Origin of the sequence: Pandoraea sp. SD6-2 (genome assembly GCF_000389825.1) — a bacterium.
GTDB classification, from domain to species: Bacteria; Pseudomonadota; Gammaproteobacteria; order Burkholderiales; family Burkholderiaceae; genus Pandoraea; species Pandoraea communis.
Map to the genome: position 1 here is coordinate 552,021 of NZ_KB944454.1, position 21,162 is coordinate 573,182.

A 21,162-nucleotide genomic window follows, 5' to 3' on the forward strand; every position below is an offset into this window, starting at 1 on the left:
CGGTGTCTGCCCGGCCGTCTGCGGGCACATGTTAATTTGCCGTCGCCAGCCCCGCCAAACGCAGAACATCGTTCGCACAGCCCCACGACAACGTGAAGCCGCCGCCGCCGTGACCATAGTTGTGAAGCAAACGCGAATGACGCTCGTCGACCGCCACTCTTGCAACACGTCGCATCGGCCGGAATCCGGTGCGAGCCTCGATAACGCGCAACACGGCGACCCCCTCGCACAGTTGAGTACAACGGCGCACGATGTCGGCGATCTGCCGGTCGCCGATAACGGTCGACGTCAGTTCCGGGTCGGCCGTGCCGCCGAGAACGATGTCGTCATCTCGCTCCACGATGTACGTCGGTGCTGCCGGATCGGAGTCGTCGATGAAGCAACCACGCACCGCAGCGTCGCGCCGGGCGCGCAACACAATGGCGCGAGAGAGCGACAACGCGTTGTCGCCGAACTGCCGGCTGCCATAGCCACAGCAATTCACCACATAATCGGCGTCGTCGAGCAGCGGTGCCGGATCGTCGACGCGTTGCTGCTCGAAACGACCACCGAGTTCGAGAAACATATTCATCAGGTAACGAAGATAGATCCCCGTGTCGGCGACGGGCACGGCCATACGATAAGCACATGCGAAACGTGATGGCACGTCGGTCTCCGGCAGCCGCTTGAGGTCGCGGGCGCACTCGGCCCACCATGGCACACCGGCGTCTCGACGGAAATATTCGGTGAGCGTTCGCATGAGCACGCCCGAGGATGTGTCGGCAGACAAGCGAGCCATCGTCGCGTACGTCTGACGAGCCCGTTCGAGATAGACGAAATCGGGCGCCTGATAGAACGGATGCCAGATCGCGGCGGCGAGTGCAGATGTTGTCTGCCCCGGCCCTTCTGCGGCGTGAATAGCGACGTCGCATCCCGCCAATGCCATCGTCACGGCTGTCGTCAGGCCACTGACACCGGCGCCGAGGACGATGATGCGTTGCCGCGTCACGTCTGCCCCTCCCCGCGAAAATGCCGGCGTTCTTCGGGGACGCCGCGAGGCACAGCCTTGGCATAGTCTTGTAAGTGCCCGGGCGCCACGCTGTCGAAGTCCTGCGGGGCCTTCAGCCCTGTTCCTGTGCCAAGCAGCACTACCCGCGACCCGGTCTGGATTCGGCCCGTGGCGAGACATTCATGTAGCGCCGCATATCCGGCGGCCGTCGACGGTTCGAACCATAGGCCGAAACGCTGCGCCAGCGTTTGCGACGCGGCGAGAATGCGGGCATCGTCCAGCGCGACACATGCACCGCGCGTTACGCGCAATGCGTGCAGCGCCGCGAAATGATCGCGAGGACGGCTGACCGACAGACTGTCGGCGACCGTTTCCGGATTGACGACGGTGGGAGACTGCGGCAAAGCCGAGCCTTCATCGTCGTCCTGCCAATCGCGCGTGATGCTGTTCGAACTGTCGGCCTGTGCCGCCAGCAAGCGCGGCACCGCAGACGTAATGCCCAGTGCATAGAGATCGAGGAACCCCGCCGCGATTCCGGAAAGAATGTTGCCGTCGCCCGTCGGCACGACCACCCAATCCGGCACACACCAATCGAATGCCTCCGCCATCTCGAACGCGCAAGTTTTCTTGCCTTCTCGCGTGAAGGGATTGATGCCCGTATTGCGGCAGCACACACCGGCATCGTCGGCCATCCGTTCGGCAATCTCGAACGCATCGTCGTAAGTTCCGTCGACCTCACAGACCTTTGCGCCATAGGCACGGATCTGCGCGAGTTTGACGAAAGGCGTGCTGGCCGGCACGACAACAGTCGCCGACATCCCCTGCGACGCGGCGATGCACGCCAACGACGCACCGGCATTGCCTGTCGACGCCGCTACCGTATGCGTGCATCCCGCGCGCTTCGCGACGGCCAACACCACTTCGGTGGCGCGATCCTTCAGCGATCCGCTGGGATTGCGTGCCTCGTCTTTCACCCAGAGATCGACACCCCCATCGTCGCCACAGTCGATCAGCGGCGTTTCCCCAACAACCAATCGACTACCCCATCGGGCCTCGACGGGTAGGAGCGCACGGTATCGCCACATCCCTCGGCCGCGAAACGTGCTCACGATGTCCCGCGCGGACGGCGCCTCCCCGTTAACCTTGCGTTGGATGCGCAGATTTTGTCCGCACAGGTGGCAGCGATAACGGATCGCGCCCCAGGACTGCGGCGCCGCGCATCTCACGCACGCATAACGATACGAGAAGCATGACGTCACTCGAGGCACCCCGGATTCAGTAAATGCGCCATCACGGCGTTCTGCGCGTGAAGCCGGTTCCCGGCTTGCTGAAAGACCCACGACGACGGGCCGTCGATCACCTCGTCCGTCACCTCTTGTCCTCGGTCTGCGGGCAAGCAATGCAGATACCCGGCGCCTGGTGCGGCGAGTCGCATCACGTCGGCGTCGACACGCCAGTCTCGATGACGCTCGAAGGACTCCCGCATCGCCGTCTCGTCGACTGCATCACCGTGGCGCAGTGGCAAATGCGCGAGGCTGCACCATGATTTCGCATAGACGGCATGCGCATCGCTCACCCCGTCGCGCAGGTCGTGAGTGACGCGAATGCTTGCGCCCGTCTGCTCGGCAAACTGCGTGGCCGCTTGCATGACTTGCGGATCGAGACCGAACGATGCCGGATGGGCAAGCGTGACATCCATCCCCGCTTTCACGGCGGCGAGCAGCAGACTCTGCGGCACCGCCACGGGCTTGTGCCAGCTTCCGGAGTAGGCCCAACTGATGCAAAGCCGCCGCCCGGCGAGTCCTCCCAATTGCTCGCGCATCGTCATCACGTCGGCGAGCGCCTGACACGGATGAAAGCGATCGCACTCCATGTTGATGATGGGCGCCCGGCTCCATTGCGAAAATGCTTCGAGATGACGATGCGCCGCGCCGTACACCCAACCGGCCGGTGCACCGTACATGCGGATGGCGATCGCATCACCATAGGACGAAAGCACCCTCGCCACATCGGCGACACGCTCTGTCGAATAGGGAATCTCGGCCTCAGGCAGCGCTGGCGTATAAATCCCGTGATGGGGATCGAGCACGATGGCATGCCCGCCCATGCGAGACAAACCAGTCTGGAAGCTGCTGCGCGTGCGGAGTGAAGCGTTATAGAAGAGAAAGTAGATCGTCCGGCCGCGCAACGCGTCTTCGGTGGACCGCGGATATCGACGCTTGAAGGAAAGTGCCGCGTCAAGCAGCGCACGATAGTCCGGTGCGCTCATGGTCAGATCGGGGGCAAGCCAGTTGCGAGTCACATATCTCTCCTGATCGTCTTTCGGTGATGCTCCCGAGACAGCACCACGCTGCCTGTCGTGTTTGACGTTATCTGGCGGATATGCGCTCGCTGACCGCGGTACCCACCGCACCCGATGGGTTATCCCGTCAAGGAGGGCGCCAGCGGCTCACCCTCTGTGCAAAGTGCTCGGCACAGGACAGGCCCAGCCGTTCGAAAAGACGTCGTGGCACGAGCGCCGCCTCCATCATCTGCACGCCCACTTCCAACGGATCGGTGCTTTCCCGGATCACGAGATCGGCTTGCGCAGCATCCAGCCCGATAGCGCGCAAGTGATCTCGCCACGCGGGAAGCTCGGGAGCGAGAAACGCCATCATCAGATCCGGTAGAAGCGCATCGAGAAACCTGCGCTCGTCAGCCGACAGCGACGGCACCCAATCACTCGCAAAGCGGACGAACGTGGCCTGATGCCGCATCTCGTCCGATGCGTGATCGCTCAGCAACGCGCGCACGGGTGGATAAACGTCGTCGCATGCCCCGGCTTGACGCAGCGTGCCGGTAATCAACGTCTCAGTGACCGATGCCGCCGCTACGATGGACATTGCGCGATGCGTCTCGGGGGTCGTCTCGCACAACGCCAGCACGCGAACGACACTCGACGACGGCCCTTGTTCAAGCACGTATCCCGTATGGCGCTGCAGATGCCTGCGAAATCGCTCCATCATCCACGTGTGAAACCCCTCGTCCGTGTAAATCGCCAGCAGGTCGTCCCGGCTGACCGATGCAATGCCAGGCACGTCGAGCATCTGTTCGATAGCCCGATTGACGATATGCAGCTCGACCCGCTCCGTCTTGTTCAGGTAGTCCGCCAACCGTAGCGCGCTCAATTGCTGCCGGGCTGCCTGTCCGCGTTCGCAAACCATCGGATGCATGGCGTAAGGCATCAACGCCACGTTGAAGAACACCTGATCGGGTCGCAACGGCGGGAACGGCGCCTGCGTCGCACGACGAGTGACGGCCGCCACTTCCCGCCACGGCCGTTGCCCGTGATCGCACCCGCTGCCAACGCCGGGCACGAGTTTGGCGCCGTCCGGCAAACGGGGATCAGACATGGGGGAAGGCGGACGCGGCTGGCGCCGGACCATGCTCGGTCAGCGAAATCAAACTGGCCCGTTCCGGCCCGAGTCCAATCCCGGCCAGCGGCGCACCGATGTGCCGCTCGACGAAATCGACGAAGCCGTGCATCGCGGCGTCGAGTGTTCCCTCACGTCCAAGCGTAAGCGAACGCTCGTTCAGCCCGGGATAAATCAGCACGTCCGGCATGACCTCGCTCGACAACACGTCAGGATGCACGCGCATCGGTATGCCCTGATACGCCGAATGAAAATAATGCGCCAGACAATCGACCTTATTGAGATACACGCAGTCCACCGCGTGCGCCTTGACGACCTCTCGCAACTGCGCGAGGTCAAGCATGCCGATCCGGCGCGGCCGCCCGGTGCCTGTGCCGTACTCGCCCGTCAGCATTCGAAGTGCGGTGCCGACATCGAACGGATCGTTGGAGCGCAGTAGCTCATCCGGCGAATAGCGCACTTGTTCTTCCGCTGCACCAACGTGTGACTGCGACGCGCCGTGGCAGTACTGTGCCGAGCGCTCACCGCCCAGCTCCGAAGGAAACGGGCCTCGCCCGACGCGCGACATGATGGCTTTCGCCACGCCTATCGTTCGACGGTGATACTTCGGCGACAGATCCCCCCCTACATAGGCGTAGGCCGGCACGGTGTGGCTCGACGTAACGTATGGCTGACTGCCGTCAACGACGTCGAGCAACACCGACTGCGCGCCTTCGAACAACACGTTGGCACCGTCCTTCACGCGATCCGTGAGCCATCCGCGATCCGGCTCGATGTACCCCCGCAAAGTCTGCGTGACCTTCGGCAGGCCCAACAACATGTCCGACATTTCAGCGATCCAGGGCGACGTACCGCCTTCCGCATTGATCATGCGCGTGAACACGTCCCGCATCGAGGTGATCGTGTCCGCTTCGTTCTTCAGCAGATCTCCGAGCATCAGATTGACGCGTGTGTCGTGGCGCACACGCATGGCACGATCCGCGTAGCATGGTCCGATGCCGTTGCCCGTGGTGCCGATCGTGCCACTTCCGCGCCGATCCATCGCGATGTGGTGCGGCTGCACAAGTGCTGCGCGCGCGCTGATGTGCAGCCGGCCTTCGAGCGAGATACCCATCTCGCGCAGCTGTTCAATCTCGTCGGCCAGTTTCCAGGGGTTGATGGCGCACCCCGACCCAATATAGAGCGTCGCGTGCGGATGAAATACGCCGGATGGCAATTGCTTGAGCGCGATACGTCCGGAGGGCGTGTCGATGGTGTGCCCCGCGTTGGCACCGCCGTTGAAACGGGCGATCACGTCGTACCTCGGCGCGAGGGCGTCGATGATCTTCGCCTTGCCTTCGTCGCCATATTGCAAGCCGACGAGTACATCGGCGAAGCCTTCGGCGGACTGCGAGGCGAGGGGGGAGGTGTGAAGCGAGGGGCTGGAGGATACAGAGGTCATGCGCGTTGCATATCGTAGAAAAATCGGGGAACCGGTGCTTGCTGCGCCGCCAGCCGGTCGTAGACCCAACGGCCGACGGCAATATCGAGAATGCCCAGGCCGAAGGGGGAAAACACGATTGGCCGGTCACGCGCCGGAGGCTCGCCACCACAAAGCAAATGCGGCAACGATGTGGTGACGAAGCGCCGGTGGCCGGCTTCGACTTCCGTGAGATGAAGCGAGGTCTTCGCGCGCAGGCAATGATCGATGTCGTCGACCACGTTGTAAGACTCGAGAATGATCGCGGGCGCGAGGTCGCGCAGAGAGAGATGCAGCACGATTGGGCAATGCGAGAACCAATCGGGGTTCTCGAGATAGGGCGACGCCGCCGTTGTGGTGAACACGATGACATCGGCCGCGCGAATGGTGTCTTCGAGCGACGCCTCCGGGCGAGCTTCGTAACCGAGGTGCTGCCCAATTCGGGTGGCAAGCGACACCGCATAATCGTTGTTCAGATCGTGCACCGTCACCTCGCCGATCGGCAGCGTCGCGAGCGGCAAACACTCGGCCACATGACGCGCGATAACGCCCGCACCGACAAACGCCACGCGCAGGTTTTTCGACGATGCCTGCCTCGTGGCAGGCACGTTGTTCGCGAGGCAGCGTAGCGCACTCATTGCACTGGCCGCCGTGCGCGCCGCGCTGATGATGCTCGCTTCCATGCACGCCATCGGATAACCGGTCGTAGCGTCGTTCAGAATGAGAACGGCCGATGCGCGCGGCATTCCACGCTCGACGTTTTCAGGAAAACTCGATATCCATTTGATGCCGGTGATGCCATCGCCATCACCGTCGCGATCACGAATGTGCGCTGGCAGCGCGATGATGCGATTTCGTTGCTCGTCGGGGAAACGGAGAAACTGACTTTCCGGATTCACGGTGTGTCCTGCGTTGTGGGCTCGATATGCCGCTTCGACCGTATCGAGAATGGCAGACTTGTTCTCACCGATGGCAGCATCGATCTGCTCCCCGGTGAACACGCGGAATTGCGGTATCGGCAGGGCGTTCATGACAATGAAGGGCTCACGATGTCGAGGGGGTGGGATGCCCCGCGAGGCGCACCGGAAAGATCGTCAACGCTGGCAGCGGCCCAGTCCGGGTCATAGAGGGTGTCCAGATACTTGTCGCCCATGTCCGGCGCAATGGCGACGACCGTGTCGTTGGCCGCGATGTCCCCCGACGACATTTGCACGGCGCGCAGCACGCTGCCCGTCGACCCGCCTGCCAGCAAACCGCGTGCGGCCAGCATGTGACACATGCGCAGTGTGTCCGCTTCGGGGATGTGGACAATGGCATCCGGGGGCTCCGCCTCTAGCGGTTCGCACAGCGGCGGGCGGCAACTTGTCCCCAGTCCGGGAATGCGTCTCGGTCCCGGCGGACCACCGAACGTGACGGAGCCGACGGCATCGACCGCGATGACGCGCGTCGGCAGTCGATGCGCTCGCACGTACCGCAAGCACCCGATCAACGTGCCGGTCGTGCCCGCGCCGATGAACAGATGGCCGAGGTCGGGATAGGTTGCGAAGATTTCGGGCGCCGTCCAACGGTAGTGCGCCCGCCAATTGGCGGGATTGGCATATTGATTGACCCACACCCATCGCGCGTCGCGCGCCACTTGTTCCCGGATCCACGCGATGCGTGTACCGAGATAGCCGCCCTGCGCATCACGACGCTCGACGCACACGACGCGGGCGCCTGCCGCTTGCATGGCACGGATGGCCTGACGCGAGGTATTGGGATCGGTCACACAGGTGAATCGGTAGCCGCGATTCGCACACACCATCGCCAACGCCACCCCGAGATTGCCGGACGACGACTCGACGATCTGCGTGTTCGCGCAAATGCGCCCCGTCGCTTCCAGATCTTCGATCAGGTGAAGCGCAGTCTTGAGCTTGATGGAACCGGCGGGATTCAGTCCCTCCAGCTTGAGGTGAACCGTGGCGAGACACAAACCGTCAATCGCCGTGAAGACAGGAGCCGTCGGTTGCAGAAATGCGCCACCGACGTGCAACGGCAGGTCGTCGCGCGTTTTGTCGCTTGCTTCGGGCCCGACCTGCGGCGGCACCGCCAACGTTTCGTGCTGATACCCCACCCCTACCTCCCGAAGTCCCGCCCGAAGGCGACGCAATGGCGTGGCGAAGGGATTGCGGTTCGCAAAGTCCTTCGTTCATGCACGCCGTGAAGCGTCATTTAAGCGAACGGGACGAGCGCGGAACACCTGCATAGTCGTGTAGGACGCAGGATGCGGCGGGGTATTTGGGAACCTGCGAAACGCTCTACGCTAGCAACCGCAGCTTGGAGAATCGGGAAATCGGCGGAATATCGCCGTGAACCCGTCGAACGCGCAGGCATGTGCCGAAACGCGTTCGCGGATGACGCTCAGCGAGGCCGGCCGCCGCGTCCAATGTCCTGAATACGAACGACGGCGTTGCCTGCTGCATCGGTCTTTTCGGGAATTTTCCAGGCGTGACCGTAGACAAGCTCGAAAGTCAGCGCAATCGTGCCATCCGGCCCGCGCTGACGCTCCAACGCCGCGCGCAAGGCCGCTAGGCGCGCCCTCCCTGTGAGCCCGCTACGACGCTCCGGCAACGGATTTACGCCAAGCAGACGGACGTCGCGCAACAACGTATCCGGAGATTCGAACGTGAGCGTGAGGCGCTCCATGTCCGTGACAGGCGTATCGAAGCCGCTTGCGACCATCATGTCTCCCAGATCGTGCATGTCCGTCGGCTCGAGCACGTGCGCAACGTCATCGACTTCCGCCCATGCCGCGCGCAGTTCGCGCAGCGTGTCGGGGCCATAGGCCGAGAACATCAGCAATCCATCCGTACTCAGCACGCGATGCCATTCGGGAATGACGCGATGCGGCTCGCGGTACCAGTGAAGTGCGAGATTCGACCACACCAGATCGAATGTGCGCGAGGCGAACGGAAGGGCCGAGAAATCGCCCTGCACCACACCGTACGGCGGCGCAGTGCGCAGCAGCCGGCGCCAGCCGGTCGTCGCCCCTGCCGCAGCGGCCGCTTTGGCCATCGCGAACGAGGCATCCAGGCCTACTCGATAGGCGTCGGGATAGCGTTCGCCGAAGTTCAGCAAGTCGCCGCCCGTGCCACATCCGACATCCAGCACGCGTTTGGGCTTGAGCTTGATGTAATCGAGCCGGCTCGCGAGCCGCGACGCCACCTCCCGCATCAGGAAATCGGCCTCGTGCCAGTTCGGCGCGCGGCGGTCGAACGCGGTGCGCAAAAAGCGGGCGGAGAACGCTGAGGACGGGGTTTGGGGAGCGGCTGAAGGCTTCATGGGACGGGCAAAAAGGCGAGTCGGCAGTATACTCGTTGCTGTCCGAATGCATCGGGCACCGCCAAGCGGCCCGGCCCAGACCGATCTCCGCACCTGACGGCGCAGGCAGTTCCGCCCGCCACATCACTTTGTCCCTGCTATCGCCTTGCCCATCCTTCACGCCACTTTCCCCATGCTCGCCAGGTTTGCCGGTGGACTGCTGCGCGTGGCGTTGCCGGACCACTGCGCGGTCTGCCGCCGGCGCGCTGCGCGACAAATCTGCTCGGATTGCGCACGGGCATTCGACGCCGCCCGGTCCGACGCGCCGCTGCGTTGCCAGCAATGTGCCGCCGCATTGCCATCGCTGGCGGCACCGACGGAGGACGCAAGGACACCCAATGCCGAAGATGCGACAATTTGCCGCACTCAATCACCCATCGTCTGCGGACAATGCCTGCGGCACCGCCCCGCATTCGACGCCACATTGACGCTCGCAGACTACGTGGCGCCACTCGATATGCTGATGATTCGTCTGAAATACCATAACGCCCTGCCGTTCGCTCGCGAATTCGGCGAACGCCTGGGCGACGCGTTGACGGCGCGTGGTGACGCGACACCGCTGCTGGTGCCCGTACCGCTTGCCCCCTCACGACTCGCGTCGCGTGGTTTCAATCAGGCTTGGGAACTGGCGCGGGTGGCATCCCGTCGTGCGAATCTGCCCGCCAGCGCCCATGTGCTGCGACGTGAGCGATCGACTGCCGCACAGCAGCGCCTGTCCCGCGAAGCGCGCAGGTGCAATTTGCGCGGCGCTTTCGTCGCAAACGACCACGCCCGCGGACGCCGCATCGTGCTAGTCGACGACGTCATGACCACCGGCGCGACCTGCGATGCTGCAGCCGCCGCGCTCAAGCATGCCGGCGCAACGCACGTCCTTGCGGCTGTCGTATTGCGTACCCCGTCTTCTCTGTAACTCTGCCCCCCAACGCTCATGTTCAACGTCGTTCTCGTCTCCCCTGAAATTCCGCCGAACACGGGTAACGTGATTCGCCTGTGTGCCAACACCGGCGCACGGCTGCATCTGATCGAACCGCTCGGCTTTCCACTGGACGACGCGCGTATGCGCCGCGCGGGGCTTGACTATCACGAGTACGCAGAGATGAAGGTCCACCCGGACTGGCGCGCGTTTCTGGCTGCCGAGACACCCGACCCGGCGCGGATGTTCGCGCTGACGACACGCGGTTCGCGCCCCTTTGGCGAGTTGTCCTTCGCACCAGGCGATTGGTTCATCTTCGGCTCGGAAACGCGTGGCCTCGCGCCGGAATTGCTCGACACGTTCACCACCACGCAACGCGTGCGCCTGCCGATGCGCCCCGGCAACCGGAGCCTCAATCTGTCGAATACGGTCGCCGTAGTGGTCTTCGAAGCATGGCGCCAGCAGGGTTACGCCGAGGGGGCCTGACTGGCGAGTTCCGCTTGATAGCGTGCCAGCATCGGGGCGTCGAAGCAGACGAACTCCACACGTTCGATGTTCGGGAAGTGAGGCAGCGCATCGAGCACGGTGAACACGGCCAACGGCACGGCGAGTTCGGCCGGATAGCCAAAGATGCCGCAACTGATCGCCGGAAAGGCCACACTCCGGCAGTCATGTTCCGATGCCAGACGCAGGCTTTCCCGGTAGCAACTTGCCAGCAGGGCGGGTTCGCCGTCAGCGCCGCCGCTCCAGACCGGGCCGACCGCATGGATCACGAACCTCGCCTTGAGGCGAAATCCTGGGGTGAGCTTTGCCTGCCCGGTGGGACAGCCGTGAAGTTTGCGGCAGGCTTCGAGCAGTTCTGGGCCGGCCGCGCGATGGATCGCTCCATTGACGCCACCACCACCGAGCAACAGCTCGTTCGCGGCATTCACGATGGCATCGACGGGGGATTGGGTGATGTCGCCTTGGGAGGCGTGCAGACGGGAAACTTGCGACATGGGCTCGACTCCCTTGTTGCGAGTGCCGGCGACGGGATTGGGCCACCGGGGAAACGGCTCACCGGCAATCCCGCAGCGGATCATCGGCAAGCCACGCGAAACCTGACGCCGTCGCGTTGACGGCGCAACATGCGGTGACGCGTTTAGCCCACGTCGCCCTCGCGCTCAGCGCGGGCATCGCGCCGCAGCAGGGCTTCCACCGCCGCGCGGGCAGGCAAACCCTCGAACAATGTGGCGCATACCGCGTCGGTAATCGGCATTTCGACGCCGTGCGCACGGGCCAGATCACGCACCGCACGTGCACATCGTACGCCTTCGGCGACATGTCCCAACGACGCCAGCACGTCGTCGAGCGATTTTCCTGTCGCCAGTTGCAATCCCACTGTGCGGTTGCGCGACAAATCGCCGGTTGCCGTCAGGATCAGATCGCCCATGCCCGTCAGCCCCATGAACGTCTCGGGCTTACCGCCCAGCGCAACGCCCAAGCGGGTCATTTCGGCCAGACCGCGCGTCACCAGCGCTGCGCGGGCGTTAAGCCCCAAACCCAGACCATCGCTCACACCCGTGGCAATCGCGAGCACGTTCTTTACGGCGCCCCCCACTTCGACACCGACGAGATCGTCACTCGAATAGATGCGCAGGGCGTCGAAATGGCAGGCAGCGATCGTCAGCTCGCACAGCGACGGCACCGCGCTGGCAATGGTCAGCGCTGCCGGGAGGCCCTGCGCGACTTCGCGCGCAAAGCTCGGCCCCGAGAGCGAACCACCCGCAACCTGCGGGAAAACCTCGGCAACGATCTGATGCGGCAGCAGCCCGGTGTCCGCCTCAAAGCCCTTGCAGAGCCAGATCAGGTTCTGCGGCGGATGGGCGGCGAGCGCCATATGGCCAGCCAATGCGCGCAAGCCTGCGACAGGCACGGCTGCGACGCACAAGGCGTGTTCCCCCGTGCCATGCGCCAGCGCCGTCGCGAAATCGGCTTCGAATCGCAAACGGGGAGACAGCGTGGAACCGGGGAGGTAGGCGGAATTCTCGTGGGAGGCGGCCAGTTGCTTCACGAGCGCAACGTCGCGCGCCCAAAGGACAACGTCATGGCGTACTGCCATGTGACTCGCCATTGCGGTGCCCCAGGCACCTGCACCGAATACGGCAATCTTCATGAAGGGGGCCTCGACGCGAAAGCCGGCACGGGGCCGGCCATCGCGCCGATCAAGCGCAAAGCGCTTAGTGAGTCTGAGCGGACGAGCCGTCGGGCATGACGATGCCCGGTGCCGGCGTCTCGCCGTTGGCCGCTTGTTGCTCGGCCAGTTGTGCCAGACGTTGCTCGTACAGCGCCTGGAAGTTCACTTCGGCCAGGTGGATCGGCTGGAAGCCGGCACGGCTGATGGCGTCGGCCACGTTGGCACGCAGGTACGGATAGACGATCGTCGGGCAAGCGATGCCGATGAGCGGATCGAGCTGTTCGACCGGCACATTGCGGATTTCGAAAATACCGGCTTGTTTGCCTTCGACCAGGAACGCGACCTTATCCTTGATCTTGGCCGTCACGGTGGCGATCACGGCGACTTCGAAAATTTCCTCGGCCAGACGCTCAGCGGCGACGTCCAGTTGCACTTCGACGGTCGGCATCTCCTGCTCGAGGAAGATCGCGGGCGAGTTCGGCTGCTCGAGCGACAGATCTTTCAGGTAAGCGCGCTGGATGCTGAAAAATGGCTGATTCTGGTCGGACATTTCGTTTCCTTGGTATGAGACAGCCACGTAGGCACGCGGCTGGGCGCACTATTTTCAGGCGGTATCAGGCCGCTTGCAAGAGCGGCAGGAGGCCACCGGCACGATCCAGTGCCGACAGATCGTCGTAACCGCCAATGTGACGCTCATCGATGTAGATCTGCGGCACCGTACGGCGGCCCGTGCGCGTCATCATTTCCTCGCGGCGGACGGGTTCCTTGTCGATCAGGATCTTCTCGATGTCCTGAACGCCGCGCTGGCGCAGCAGACGTTCCGCCATCTGGCAATACGGGCACACTTGCGTGCTGTACATCACGATCTTCGGCATGACTTGCAACTCCTCGATTACTTGACGACCGGCAAACCGGCTTCCTGCCAGGCGGCGATGCCGCCCTGGAGGCTGAACGCCTCAGCATAGCCAAGATTGCGCAACAGCGTCTGAGCGCGCGCCGAGCGCTGACCGCTCTTGCACACGATAAGTACCGGTGCCGCCTTGTTTTTGATGACCTGAGCGATTTTTTGCTCCACGTCGTCGAGCGGCACGTTTCGCGCGGACGGCAGGTGGCCGGCGGCGAATTCCTCTCCCGAGCGCACGTCGAGCACCACAGCGCCCTTACGGTTAATGAGCTGGGTCGCTTCGATGGTCGACAGTCCGCGACCGCCGCGCTTGAAGACCGGCCAGGCCAGCATGCCTCCCGAAACGAGGGCAATCGCGATCAGCGCGAGGTTGGTGTAATCGGAAAAGAACTTCACAAACCACCTGAAAAAGATCAAAAGAATCCGATCATTATAAAATAATCCGTGATTGCGCCGACGGATCGCGTTGCCAATCGCTGCGCCGGACATCGGTGGCCCCTTCACCGCTACCCCGAATGTCCCTGAATTGCTGCCGCAAAGCCCTTGCCGGGCGTTGTCGCGCAAGGCGCTGCGAACTGCCTCCGTGCCATCGGCCGCCCCCGCTTTCCAACTCTGACTGAAGTTTGCTCATCATGTACAAGCTCGTTCTCATCCGCCACGGCGAATCGACGTGGAACAAGGAAAATCGCTTCACCGGCTGGATCGACGTCGACCTGACCGAAAAGGGCGTCGCCGAAGCCAGCCAGGCCGGCAATCTGCTCGCCGAAGCCGGCTTCAAATTCGATCTCGCCTACACGTCGGTCCTCAAGCGCGCGATCCGCACCCTATGGCACGTGCAGGACGTCATGGACCAGATGTGGATTCCCGTGGTGCATAGCTGGCGTCTGAATGAGCGTCACTATGGCGCGCTGGCCGGTCTGAACAAAGCCGAGACCGCCGCCAAGTACGGCGACGAGCAGGTTCACGTCTGGCGCCGCAGCTACGACACCCCGCCGCCCCCGCTGGCAGCGGACGACGAGCGCAGTTCCTACAACGATCCGCGTTACGCCAAGCTCAAGCGCGAAGAGATTCCGCTCACCGAGTGCCTGAAGGACACCGTGGCTCGCGTGCTGCCGCTGTGGAACGAATCGATTGCGCCGGCCGTGCGTTCCGGCAAGCAAGTGCTCGTTGCCGCCCACGGCAATTCGCTGCGCGCGCTCATCAAGCACCTCGACAACATTTCGGACGACGACATCGCCGGCCTGAACATCCCGAACGGCACGCCGCTCGTGTACGAGTTGGACGCCGACCTCAAGCCGATCCGCCATTACTATCTCGGCGATCAGGCAAAGATCGCCGGCGCGCTGGCTGCCGTCGCCGCGCAAGGGAAGTCGAAGTAATCCCCGACTATCGCCCGACGCGATAGCCGGAACCGGGCGCACCGCCACCGCGGTGCGCCCCCCACGCCTCCCGCCCCGCCCGTAATACCCGGTAACACGATTTCGGCGGCTTTGGCGGTATCTCATTTTCGCCTCGCGTCGCCTGCCGAAGCGCATTCTGCCTGCCAACGCCACGCGCTATCGGAGGGCGACCGCCCAAAAACCCGTCACAACGGCAGGTCGAACGGAACTTTTTGTCGAACCACTCAGGAAAAGCTCCTGTCGAATGGGCAATGTCCGCCCTGCGGGCAAACGGTTATACTTCGCCAAAGTGCGCGCGCCCATTGGCGGGCGCCCCGAAAAATCCGGAATTTCCACGCCTATATGCGCCAAACCCTCAAACACATCGGCCTGATCGTGCTGGGCCTCGCGACCGGTGCGGCTGCCACCCTCGCGTTTTCGCAGGCATCCGCACAAAGCGCTACCACGCCATTGCCGCTCGAGCAGCTTCGTCTGCTGGCCGAAGTGTTCGGTCAGATCAAGCGTGAGTACGTACAGCCGGTGGACGACAAGAAGCTGCTGACCGCAGCGATCAAGGGCATGGTGTCGAGCCTCGATCCGCACTCGTCGTACCTCGACAAGGACGAATACAAGGAACTGCAAGAGCAGACGCGTGGCCGCTTCGCCGGTCTCGGCATCGAGATTTCGCAAGAAGACGGCCTCGTGAAGGTGATCTCCCCGATCGAAGACAGTCCGGCCTTCAAGGCAGGTCTGAAGCCCGGCGACCTGATCACCCGTATCGACGACAAGCCCGTGCGCGGCATGACCCTCGACCAGGCAGTCAAGCGCATGCGCGGCGCCCCCGGCAGCAAGGTCACGCTGACGATCTTCCGCAAGGCGGAAGAGCGTACCTTCCCGGTGTCGATCGTACGTGCGGAAATTCGTGTGCAGAGCGTGAAGGGCAAGATGCTCGAACCGGGTATCGGTTACGTCCGCATCACGAGCTTCCAGGAACGCACCGTGCCGGATCTGGCCAAGAAACTCCAGGAACTGGCCAAGGACCAACCGCTCAAGGGTCTGGTGCTCGATCTGCGTAACAACGGCGGCGGCATTCTCCAGTCCGCAGTCGGCGTGTCCGCAGCCTTCCTGAAGGAAGGTGCCACGGTCGTGACGACCAACGGTCAGATCGAAGACGCCAAGCAGAAGTACACGGCCACGTTCGACAACTACCGTCTGTCGGCAAGCCCGGACGATCCGCTCAAGGGCGAAGCTGCCATCTGGAAGACGGTGCCGATGGTGGTGCTCGTGAACGCCTACTCCGCGTCGGCTTCGGAAATCGTGGCAGGTGCACTGCAGGATTCGAAGCGCGCGCTGATCATGGGCAAGACGACCTTCGGCAAGGGCTCGGTGCAGACCGTGCGCCAGTTGTCGCCGGACACCGCCCTGCGTCTGACCACGGCGTACTACTACACGCCGAGCGGCCGCTCGATCCAGTCCATCGGTATCAAGCCGGACGTGCCGGTCGACCAGAATCCGAAGGGCGATCCGGACGATGTGCTGGTCACGCGCGAAATCGATTACCAGAACCATCTGCACAACACGCAAACGCCTGACGAGCAGAAGGAAATCGACGCCCGCGAAGCCCGCCGCCTGGAAGAACTGCGCCGCCTCGAGGAAGAGAACGCGAAGAAGACGCCGGAAGAGCGCAAGAAGGAACGTGAAGAACGCCTGCCGGATCTGGGCAGCACCGACGACTTCATGCTCCAGCAGGCCATCCATCAGCTCAAGGGCGAGCCGGTCCAGCGCACGAAGTCGCGCCTGGAGGCCAACGCCGGCCCGATGCCGAAGGACGCTTCGAAGGCTGCGGCGCCCGCAGCCGGTGTCAAGACGGACCCGAAGACCGACACCGTCGTACCGGCCAAGCCGGCGGACAAGAAGTAAGCATCCGCTTTACACTACAAACCGTGCCCGCGAAAGCCGGCACGGTTTTTTTATTCCACTCCGGTTTGCGATGAACGACGACCAGTTGCTGCGTTACTCCCGCCACATCCTGCTCGACGAACTCGGTATCGAGGGCCAGGCGCGTCTGCTCGCGGCCCATGCCGTGATCGTGGGGGCGGGCGGCCTGGGCTCGCCCGCAGCCCTCTATCTGGCGGCATCGGGCGTCGGACGCATCACGCTGATCGACGACGACGATGTCGATCTCACCAATCTGCAACGCCAGATCCTCCACGACACACGGAGTGTGGGCCGTCCCAAGGTCATCTCCGGACGCGAGCGCATCGCGCAAATCAATCCGGACGTGATCGTCGACGTCGTCAACGAACGTGTGGACGAAGCACGGCTCACAGCACTGGCGCGCGACGCCACCGTGGTGCTCGACGGCTCGGACAACTTCGCCACGCGTCACGCGGTCAATCGCGCCTGCGTGGCGGCGGGCGTCCCGCTCGTGTCCGGCGCGGCCTTGCGCTTTGACGGCCAGATCAGCGTCTTCGATGTGCGCGATGACGCCTCGCCCTGCTATGAGTGCATCTTCCCCGCGGACGAGCCCTTCCCCGAACAGGCCTGCGCGACGATGGGGGTGCTGGCCCCGCTGGTGGGCATCATCGGCAGCATGCAGGCGGCCGAGGCCATCAAGCTCATCACGGGCGTAGGTGTGCCGCTGGTCGGCCGTCTGCAAATGCTCGACGGGCGCAAGATGAGTTGGCACACCATGCACTGCGCGCGCAATCCCGAGTGCAAGGTTTGCGGTCAGCGGCACGGAACACCGCGAACCGAATCGCCGTAAAAAAAAGCGGGCGCCCCGTTATCGGAGCGCCCGCTTCTCATTTCAGGGACGTTCAGGCCCCGGCCCGGCGGTCAGTGCGTTACGCGACTGCCAGACGCGCCAGCGCCGCCTGCATCTCTTCCGGTTCGGTCGCCGCCAGCAGTTCCTGAACCGGCCGCTCCAGGTCCGGCAGGTGCGCTCGCAGGATCTCCTGCTTGACCTGCAGCAGTTGGCTCGGATGCATCGAAAACTCCCGCAGCCCCATGCCGAGCAGCAACCGCGTCGCAGTCGGATCGCCCGCCATTTCGCCGCATACCGCCACCGGCACGCCGAACGCATGTGCCTCGCGGATAGTCATGGCGATCAGACGCAGCACAGCCGGATGCAGCGGATCGTACAAATGGGCGACGGCATTGTCCGCGCGATCGATCGCCAGCGTGTACTGAATCAGATCGTTCGTGCCGATGGACAGGAAATCGAGCCGCTTCAGGAACATCGAGACCGTGAGCGCGGCGGCCGGCACCTCGATCATCGCCCCCAGCTTCACGCCCGGATCGTAGAGCAGCCCGGCCGCATCGAGCTGCGACTTCGCTTCTCGCACGAGTTCCAGCGTCTGATCGATCTCCTGCGCATGCGCGAGCATGGGGAACAGGATTTGCACCTTACCGAATGCCGAAGCGCGCAAAATCGCCCGCAACTGCGTCAGGAACATGCGCGGCTCCGACAGGCTCCAGCGAATGGCCCGCAAGCCCAGCGCGGGATTCGGCGCAGTCTCATACGTCTCATGACTGTCGAGCGGCTTGTCCGCGCCCACGTCAATGGTCCGGATCGTGAGCGGCAGCCCCTTCATCGCCTCGACGGCGCGCTTGTACGCCTCGAACTGCGCCTCTTCCTCCGGGGCTTCCTTCTCGTTCATGAAAAGGAATTCCGTGCGGAACAGTCCCACGCCGACGGCACCGGCCGCCACGGCGGTCTTCGCATCCTCCGGCAACTCGATGTTGGCAAACAGTTCGATGGGTGTGCCGTCGATGGTCTGTGCGGGCGAGTGCTTGAGACGCTGCAAGCGACGCTCTTCCAGCGCACGCTCGCTTTGCCGGTAGCTGTACTCTTCGAGCACGATCGGCGCCGGATCCACGATGACGATGCCGCTGTCCCCGTCGATGATGATGACGTCGTCCTGCTTGATGAGCAGGCTGGCTTGCGCCACGCCGACAGCCGCCGGAATCCCCAGACTGCGGGCCACGATGGCCGTATGCGACGTCTTGCCGCCCAGATCCGTGACGAACCCTTTGAACGTCTGCGACTTGAATTGCAGCATGTCGGCCGGCGCGATGTCGCGGGCCACGACGATCATGTCGTCACGCGGCGTCTCGGCCACCACATGGCGGATGCCGGGCGCGCCGGCAAGCGCCTTGAGCACGCGCTCGGCCACCTGTTCGATGTCTGCGCGGCGCTCGCGCAGATACTCGTCGTCGATGTCTTCGAAGCGGGCGACGAGCACCTCAAGCTGAGTGGTCAGCGCCCATTCCGCGTTATAGCGGCGTTCGCGAATCAGCTTGAGGACGGCATCGGCCAGCAGCGTGTCGTTGAGGATCAGCGAGTGAACGTCGAGGAACGCCCCCATCTCACCGGGCGCGTCGTCCGGTAGTTCTGCCTTGAGGGTATCAAGTTCGTGCTGGACGCTCGCCTGAGCGCCGCGAAAGCGCGCAATTTCGTCGTCGATCTGAGACGGATCGAGCAAATAGTGCGGCACATCGAGCGTGGCGGGCGCGAGCAAATAGGCGCGTCCGATCGCGATGCCGCGGGAAACGGGAATGCCGTGCAGGGTGAAAGACAAGGAAGTCCCCCCAGTTCAGAGGCGAATGATTCGATCGTAATCTATGTTTTTTCGCTGCGTTCGGGATGGCGTTCGAAGCGGTGGGCAGCGCTCCGGCGCAGGCACGGTCCGCGCTCGGCGGTACGCCTGCGATGCGCCGCACTCCACCGCATTTCGCCGCAGCGCCGCCTTATTCCCCTTCGCCGAACTTGTTCGCGATGAGGGCCAGGATTTCATCCATGGCTTGTTGTTCGTCAGCGCCTTCGGTCTCCACTTCGACCGTCGAGCCGATCCCGGCAGCCAGCATCATGACCCCCATGATGCTCTTCGCATTGATGCGCCGACCATTCCGGGTCAGCCAGACCTCACTCTGAAATTTCGCCGCCAGTTGCGTCAGCTTTGCAGATGCCCGGGCATGCAGGCCCAATTTATTTACGATCGTCGTTTCTTGTCGAAGCATGTTTCAGTGTGACGTAGTGTGTATGGCCGGCGCACCCGCGCCGACTTCGAGAATACCTTTAGATCCGCCCGAAAGCACCTTCTCCGTCAGTGTGTCGAGCGGCACGGAGCGATAGCACACCGCCTTGATGAGCATCGACAGGTTCACCCCGGCGAGCACACGCACTTTCGGTCCGACGAGTTGCGCCGCGACATTCGACGGCGTGGCGCCGAACAAGTCGGTGAGGACCAGCACGCCATTTTCTTCCTGCAACTGTGCAAGGCGTTCACGGGCGACGTCGACAAGCGCCGCCGTGTCCTGGTCGGGAACGACGTCGATCGCGCCGATGTTCGACGGACAACCGCCGTAGATGTGCGAAACACACTCGCGAAGTGCCGAGGCGAGCGGTGCGTGGGCAATAATCAGAATTCCAGCCATGATGCTAGGCACGCCGGGCGCCGCGGGTGTTCGGGATACAAACACAACGGCGAACGCGCACCTGTCGATTTTGGGATTCTCATTTTAGCAGGCGCGCAAAAACCCCGAATTTTCATCAAGTTAGGGGCCGCTCCAAGCGATTTGCCGGACAACGGCCCCGCGTTTCCTCAGACCGCCAGTTCCAGCGCGTCGATGAACATCTTCGGCACGTCGAAACCGGTCTGCGCCGTGATTTCCTGGAAACACGTCGGACTCGTGACGTTCACTTCCGTGAGGTAATCGCCGATAATGTCGAGCCCCACGAGCAGCAGGCCACGTTGCCAGAGAATCGGGGCAAGTGTTTCAGCAATCTGCCGATCGCGTGCAGACAGATCGCGCGCTTCGCCCACCCCGCCGGCCGCGAGGTTGCCGCGCACTTCGTTGCCTTGCGGGATGCGCGCCAGCGAATGCGGCACAACCTTGCCGCCGATCACGAGCACTCGCTTATCACCCGCCTTGATTTCAGGGATGAAGCGCTGCGCCATCACCGAGCATGCCCCGTATTCGCCAAGCATCTCGACCACCGAGCCGAGGTTGCGGCCGTCCGGGCCAATGCGGAACACGCCCGTGCCCCCCATGCCATCGAGCGGCTTGTAGATCACGTCGTCATGTTCGGCGTGAAAGGCGCGCAGTCGCGCCGCGTCACGCGTCACCAGCGTCGGCACCACGAACTGGGGAAACTCTGCAATGGCGAGCTTTTCGGAGTGATCTCGAATCGCGCTCGGCTTATTGAATACGCGAGCCCCGGCACGCTCGGCAACTTCCAGCAGCCATGTGGCGTTGATGTACTCCATGTCGAATGGCGGGTCCTTTCGCATGAGCACGGCGTCGAATTCGGTGAGCGCCGCCACACGAATGTCGGCGACCTCGTACCAGGCATCCGCATCGCCCGTCAGGCGAATTTCCTTCACGCGCGCATCGACCTTTGCGCCATACCACGCCATCTCGTGCAACTCGCACGCGAAGATGCGGTGCCCGCGGTGCGCAGCCTCGCGCATCATCGAGAACGTGGTGTCCTTGTAGGTTTTGAACTGGTCAAGCGGGTCGGCGATAAAGAGAATCTGCATCGATCGGCGGAGGTCTTGGGGGGTT

Annotated in this window: 22 protein-coding genes; 5 read left to right on the forward strand and 17 right to left on the reverse strand. The window is 63.3% G+C overall.

Annotated elements, in window-relative coordinates:
- Window positions 1–31: 31 nt before the first annotated feature.
- From C266_RS18860 to C266_RS18895, 8 genes are all read right to left on the reverse strand, one after another.
- Window positions 32–988 (reverse strand): FAD-dependent oxidoreductase, encoded by a 957-nt coding sequence (locus C266_RS18860; RefSeq protein WP_010804765.1) that lies wholly within the window; start codon window positions 986–988, stop codon window positions 32–34.
- Window positions 985–2,022 (reverse strand): pyridoxal-phosphate dependent enzyme, encoded by a 1,038-nt coding sequence (locus C266_RS18865; protein WP_010804764.1) that lies wholly within the window; start codon window positions 2,020–2,022, stop codon window positions 985–987. Before C266_RS18865 ends, C266_RS18860 begins: the two co-directional genes overlap by 4 nt.
- 221 nt (window positions 2,023–2,243) lie before the next feature.
- Window positions 2,244–3,290 carry an ornithine carbamoyltransferase gene (locus C266_RS18870; RefSeq protein ID WP_010804763.1) on the reverse strand — a complete coding sequence of 349 codons (1,047 nt, stop codon included), beginning with the start codon at window positions 3,288–3,290 and terminating at the stop codon, window positions 2,244–2,246.
- A gap of 127 nt (window positions 3,291–3,417) precedes the next feature.
- Window positions 3,418–4,380 carry a diiron oxygenase gene (locus C266_RS18875; RefSeq protein WP_010804762.1) on the reverse strand — a complete coding sequence of 321 codons (963 nt, stop codon included), beginning with the start codon at window positions 4,378–4,380 and terminating at the stop codon, window positions 3,418–3,420.
- A complete protein-coding gene (locus tag C266_RS18880; protein ID WP_010804761.1) occupies window positions 4,373–5,842 on the reverse strand; it encodes an adenylosuccinate synthetase in 1,470 nt (489 codons plus the stop codon). The genes C266_RS18875 and C266_RS18880 overlap by 8 nt, the downstream gene beginning before the upstream one ends.
- On the reverse strand, window positions 5,839–6,891 hold the full coding sequence (gene sbnB / locus C266_RS18885) for a 2,3-diaminopropionate biosynthesis protein SbnB (RefSeq protein WP_010804760.1): 1,053 nt from the start codon (window positions 6,889–6,891) through the stop codon (window positions 5,839–5,841). Before sbnB ends, C266_RS18880 begins: the two co-directional genes overlap by 4 nt.
- On the reverse strand, window positions 6,888–7,973 hold the full coding sequence (gene sbnA, locus C266_RS18890; protein WP_010804759.1) for a 2,3-diaminopropionate biosynthesis protein SbnA: 1,086 nt from the start codon (window positions 7,971–7,973) through the stop codon (window positions 6,888–6,890). The genes sbnB and sbnA overlap by 4 nt, the downstream gene beginning before the upstream one ends.
- 287 nt (window positions 7,974–8,260) lie before the next feature.
- Window positions 8,261–9,181, reverse strand: a complete 921-nt coding sequence (locus C266_RS18895; RefSeq protein ID WP_051126395.1) for a methyltransferase domain-containing protein — start codon at window positions 9,179–9,181, stop codon at window positions 8,261–8,263.
- A gap of 463 nt (window positions 9,182–9,644) precedes the next feature.
- On the opposite strand from C266_RS18895, the gene C266_RS28140 reads away from it, so the two are divergent.
- Both C266_RS28140 and trmL read left to right on the forward strand, forming a co-directional pair.
- Window positions 9,645–10,130, forward strand: a complete 486-nt coding sequence (locus C266_RS28140) for a ComF family protein (protein WP_246831203.1) — start codon at window positions 9,645–9,647, stop codon at window positions 10,128–10,130.
- A gap of 18 nt (window positions 10,131–10,148) precedes the next feature.
- On the forward strand, window positions 10,149–10,619 hold the full coding sequence (gene trmL / locus C266_RS18905; RefSeq protein WP_010804756.1) for a tRNA (uridine(34)/cytosine(34)/5-carboxymethylaminomethyluridine(34)-2'-O)-methyltransferase TrmL: 471 nt from the start codon (window positions 10,149–10,151) through the stop codon (window positions 10,617–10,619).
- Here trmL and C266_RS18910 read toward each other — a convergent pair.
- The 5 genes from C266_RS18910 to C266_RS18930 form a co-directional block, all read right to left on the reverse strand.
- Window positions 10,601–11,131 carry an O-acetyl-ADP-ribose deacetylase gene (locus C266_RS18910; RefSeq protein WP_010804755.1) on the reverse strand — a complete coding sequence of 177 codons (531 nt, stop codon included), beginning with the start codon at window positions 11,129–11,131 and terminating at the stop codon, window positions 10,601–10,603. The genes trmL and C266_RS18910 overlap by 19 nt on opposite strands.
- 143 nt (window positions 11,132–11,274) lie before the next feature.
- The gene (locus C266_RS18915; protein ID WP_010804754.1) at window positions 11,275–12,288 is read right to left on the reverse strand and encodes an NAD(P)H-dependent glycerol-3-phosphate dehydrogenase; all 1,014 of its coding nucleotides are present in this window, start codon (window positions 12,286–12,288) and stop codon (window positions 11,275–11,277) included.
- A gap of 64 nt (window positions 12,289–12,352) precedes the next feature.
- The gene (gene secB, locus C266_RS18920; RefSeq protein ID WP_010804753.1) at window positions 12,353–12,859 is read right to left on the reverse strand and encodes a protein-export chaperone SecB; all 507 of its coding nucleotides are present in this window, start codon (window positions 12,857–12,859) and stop codon (window positions 12,353–12,355) included.
- A gap of 64 nt (window positions 12,860–12,923) precedes the next feature.
- Window positions 12,924–13,184: a glutaredoxin 3 gene (gene grxC / locus C266_RS18925; RefSeq protein ID WP_010804752.1), complete on the reverse strand. Its 261-nt coding sequence runs from the start codon at window positions 13,182–13,184 to the stop codon at window positions 12,924–12,926.
- A gap of 17 nt (window positions 13,185–13,201) precedes the next feature.
- Window positions 13,202–13,609 (reverse strand): rhodanese-like domain-containing protein, encoded by a 408-nt coding sequence (locus C266_RS18930; protein WP_010804751.1) that lies wholly within the window; start codon window positions 13,607–13,609, stop codon window positions 13,202–13,204.
- Between the two features lie 236 nt (window positions 13,610–13,845).
- Between C266_RS18930 and gpmA the strand changes: the two genes are divergently transcribed.
- From gpmA to C266_RS18945, 3 genes are all read left to right on the forward strand, one after another.
- Window positions 13,846–14,592, forward strand: coding sequence for a 2,3-diphosphoglycerate-dependent phosphoglycerate mutase (gene gpmA, locus C266_RS18935; protein WP_010804750.1), 747 nt, complete (start codon window positions 13,846–13,848; stop codon window positions 14,590–14,592).
- A gap of 363 nt (window positions 14,593–14,955) precedes the next feature.
- Entirely contained in the window at window positions 14,956–16,512 is a 1,557-nt protein-coding gene (locus C266_RS18940; RefSeq protein WP_010804749.1) for a S41 family peptidase, read from the forward strand.
- Window positions 16,513–16,582: 70 nt separating this feature from the next.
- Window positions 16,583–17,359 carry a HesA/MoeB/ThiF family protein gene (locus C266_RS18945; protein WP_010804748.1) on the forward strand — a complete coding sequence of 259 codons (777 nt, stop codon included), beginning with the start codon at window positions 16,583–16,585 and terminating at the stop codon, window positions 17,357–17,359.
- A 79-nt stretch (window positions 17,360–17,438) separates the two neighbouring features.
- Here C266_RS18945 and ptsP read toward each other — a convergent pair whose 3' ends face one another.
- From ptsP to gshB, 4 genes are all read right to left on the reverse strand, one after another.
- Entirely contained in the window at window positions 17,439–19,175 is a 1,737-nt protein-coding gene (ptsP, locus tag C266_RS18950) for a phosphoenolpyruvate--protein phosphotransferase (protein WP_010804747.1), read from the reverse strand.
- 169 nt (window positions 19,176–19,344) lie between these two features.
- Window positions 19,345–19,614 carry an HPr family phosphocarrier protein gene (locus C266_RS18955; protein WP_010804746.1) on the reverse strand — a complete coding sequence of 90 codons (270 nt, stop codon included), beginning with the start codon at window positions 19,612–19,614 and terminating at the stop codon, window positions 19,345–19,347.
- Window positions 19,615–19,617: 3 nt separating this feature from the next.
- Complete coding sequence (locus C266_RS18960; protein ID WP_010804745.1) at window positions 19,618–20,031, reverse strand: PTS sugar transporter subunit IIA; 414 nt, start codon at window positions 20,029–20,031, stop codon at window positions 19,618–19,620.
- Window positions 20,032–20,198: 167 nt separating this feature from the next.
- Complete coding sequence (gshB, locus tag C266_RS18965; protein WP_010804744.1) at window positions 20,199–21,137, reverse strand: glutathione synthase; 939 nt, start codon at window positions 21,135–21,137, stop codon at window positions 20,199–20,201.
- Window positions 21,138–21,162: the final 25 nt, after the last annotated feature.